This window comes from uncultured Mycobacterium sp., assembly GCF_964249325.1.
Taxonomy (GTDB): domain Bacteria; phylum Actinomycetota; class Actinomycetes; order Mycobacteriales; family Mycobacteriaceae; genus Mycobacterium.
In genome coordinates, this window is the sequence record NZ_CAXUCH010000137.1 from 1 (window position 1) to 2,896 (window position 2,896).

Below are 2,896 nucleotides of genomic sequence, written 5' to 3' on the forward strand. Positions count from 1 at the left end.
GCGCGGACCTGCATCGCCGCCGCGCGGCCGCCGATGCGATCGTCGTCGGAACCGGCACGGTGCTCGCCGACGATCCGGCACTGACCGCGCGGCTGGCCGACGGCAGCCTCGCCGGGCGGCAGCCGCTGCGCGTGGTGGTCGGCAAGCGCGACGTCCCCACGGAAGCCCAAGTGCTCAACGACGATTCGCGCACCATGGTGATCCGCACCCACGACCCGCACGAAGTGCTCAAGGCCCTGTCGGATCGCACTGACGTCCTGCTCGAAGGTGGACCGACGCTCGCCGGCGCATTCCTGCGCGCGGGGGCGATCGACCGCATCTTGGCGTACGTCGCGCCGATTCTGCTGGGAGGGCCGATCACCGCGGTCGACGACGTCGGGGTACCCAGCATCGCCCGGGCGCTGCGCTGGCGCTTCGACGGCGTGGAGCGGGTCGGGCCGGATCTGCTGCTGAGCCTGGTGCCGCGCTAGACCGCGACGCCCTACGCCTTAGGCCCCACGGGCTGCGGTTCGACTGCCGCCGGCTCCTCGGCGTGGACGCGACGGCTGGACAGCAGCAGTCCGAGCAGCGCCCCGACCACACAGACGACGGCGGTGACCGTGAAGATCCCGCCGTACATCTCCGCGAACGCATCCCGGTACAGCACCGCTTTGAGGGCTAACCGTTCGGCGAGGCTGGCGTTGGCCGGCACCGCCGCCGTCTTCGCAGCGACGATCTGGTTGAACCGCTGGAATCCCCATGCACTCAGGGCGGCGATTCCGACCAGCATGCCGGTCATCCGGGCCACCACCACCAACGCCGCGGCGATGCCGTGCTGTGCAGACGGCACCACCCGCAGGCTGGCCGATGACAGCGGCCCGATCACCAGACCCAGTCCGACCCCGGCGATGGCCAAATCGGTGTCCATCGCGGGCAGACTCAGCAAACCAAAGATGTTGTGCCGGTGGCTCGGAAGGTTCGGCCGCCAGTGCGAGATCAGCCAATACCCGCCGGCCGCGACGAGCAGACCGATGAACGTCATCGCGCGGTCGCCGATCTTGGTGGCGATCCACCCACCCGTGAGCGCCCCGACCGGGAGAAAGGCGAGGAACCAGACCAGCACAAAGGCGGCCTCGTCCTGGTCCTTGCCGAGCACGCCCTGGGCGAACAGCTCGACGTCGACCAGCGTCACCATCAGCGCCGCCCCGGCAGCAACGGATGCGCCCAGCGCAGCCAAGAACGGCCGGAAGTGCACACCGGCGGGTTCGATCAACCGGGTGCGGGAAAAGCGTTCCCAGAGCGCAAACACCGCCGCGGCGACGATCGCGCCGATCACCAGGGGCAAGCCGTAGCTCGGCAGCGCCTGCTGAGCGGTCCGATCGGGGTTGTACAGCCCGATCACCGCCAGGCCGAGCGCGAGTGCCAGCAGCAATCCACCGACCAGGTCGATTTTCTCGGGCTCGGCGCTGCGGTCCCGCGACGGCAGGCTGAACTGGATCATCACCATCGCGACGGCGGCCAGCGGCACATTGATCCAGAACACGTCTTGCCAGCGGCTCGTCAGCCACACGATGAAGATCCCGTACAGCGGCCCCAGCACGCTGCCCAGTTCCTGCGCGGCGCCGATACCGCCGAGCACCCCGGCACGGTTGCGGGTGGACCACAGGTCGGCGCCAAGCGCCAGCGTGACCGGCAGCAGCGCGCCGGCGGCCAGGCCCTGGACGGTTCGGCCGACCACCAGTACGTGCAGATCGGTGGACAGCGCGGTGACCACCGAACCGACCGCGAACGCAGCCAAGCTGGCCTGGAGAAGCAGCTTGCGGCCGAACCGGTCCGACGCTCGGCCCAGCAGCGGCATCGCCGCGACGTAGCCCAGCAAGTACCAGGTGACGATCGGTGTGATCCGCTCCAGTTTGTTGACCGGGATGCCGATGGTCATGATGATGTCGCGCATGATCGTGACCACGACGTAGGTGTCGAGGGCCCCGAGCAGTACGGCGAGACTGCCCGCGCTGATCGCGACTCTGCGTCCGGCTTGCATCGTGTCAGCTCACCGGAGGCTGGGTGACCTGCACCGGCTGGTTCCAGTTCGACAGGGTCATCTGGATGGAATTGCCCGGGCTCTGGTCGAGCTTGGCCTGCACCAGTTCATGGTCGCCGTTTTCCTGAATCCACACGGTGGCCGGCTGCGGCTGTGTCGCTTTTAATGACGGCGCAAGCGCATTCATCGCGTCGGCGGATACTTTTCCGCTGATTCGGACGGCGTCTTGGCCGTTGATGTTCTCCCGCCCCTCGGCTTTGGGGTCGGTGAAGTGGGCCAACACGTTGGCCAGACCGTTGTCGGGGTTCAGGATGGTGGACGGGTCGTAGATATCGGCGGCCGGACCGAAGTTGTCCCACTTGCCCGGCGTGAGCGTGGCGTAGAGATCAGAGTTGTAGACCTCGAAGTCGGCGTCGATGTCCGAGCCGCCGACGGTGATCTTGGCGTTGCCCTTCGCGGCGGTGGGGTTGGTGGTGAGGTCGCCGGTGAGCGTTTTGATCGGCAGCCCCGGGACCTTGCCGGTCGTCGACAACACCAGATGCACGCTTTTGACGTTCTTGGTGGCTTGGCTGGACTGCTTGACCAGCGTCGCTGCATCCGGTAACGGCTTGCTGGAGGACTTCGAGGATGAGGAGCAACCGCTGATCAGGGCGGCGGCGATGCTCATGGCGGCGAGGACGACAAATAAGCGGCGACGCGTCTGCATAGGTTGCATCGTAGAGGGTGGCTCGGACTGCAACCGGGAAGCCGGAGGTGGCGCGCCTTGCCGCAGCCCACGCTTTAGCCTGATGCAGTGTTCACCGGAATCGTCGAGGAACTCGGCGAAGTGGTCGGCAAGGAGCGCCTGGGTGATTGCGCGCGCCTCACCATCCGCGG

At 67.4% G+C, this 2,896-nt stretch carries 3 protein-coding genes and 1 pseudogene (1 of these 4 cut by a window edge); 2 read left to right on the plus strand and 2 right to left on the minus strand.

Annotation, left to right across the window (positions count from 1 at the left end; translation table 11 throughout):
• Window positions 1–470: RibD family protein (locus tag ACFE99_RS16425; RefSeq protein WP_375487104.1), on the plus strand; the 470-nt coding region annotated here is incomplete at its 5' end.
• 11 nt (window positions 471–481) lie between these two features.
• Here ACFE99_RS16425 and ACFE99_RS16430 read toward each other — a convergent pair.
• Both ACFE99_RS16430 and ACFE99_RS16435 read right to left on the minus strand, forming a co-directional pair.
• On the minus strand, window positions 482–2,020 hold the full coding sequence (locus ACFE99_RS16430) for an MFS transporter (RefSeq protein ID WP_375487106.1): 1,539 nt from the start codon (window positions 2,018–2,020) through the stop codon (window positions 482–484).
• 4 nt (window positions 2,021–2,024) lie between these two features.
• Complete coding sequence (locus tag ACFE99_RS16435) at window positions 2,025–2,726, minus strand: LppX_LprAFG lipoprotein (RefSeq protein WP_375487108.1); 702 nt, start codon at window positions 2,724–2,726, stop codon at window positions 2,025–2,027.
• 87 nt (window positions 2,727–2,813) lie between these two features.
• Between ACFE99_RS16435 and ACFE99_RS16440 the strand changes: the two are divergent.
• A pseudogene (locus ACFE99_RS16440) lies at window positions 2,814–2,896 on the plus strand (riboflavin synthase) (it continues 512 nt past the right edge of the window).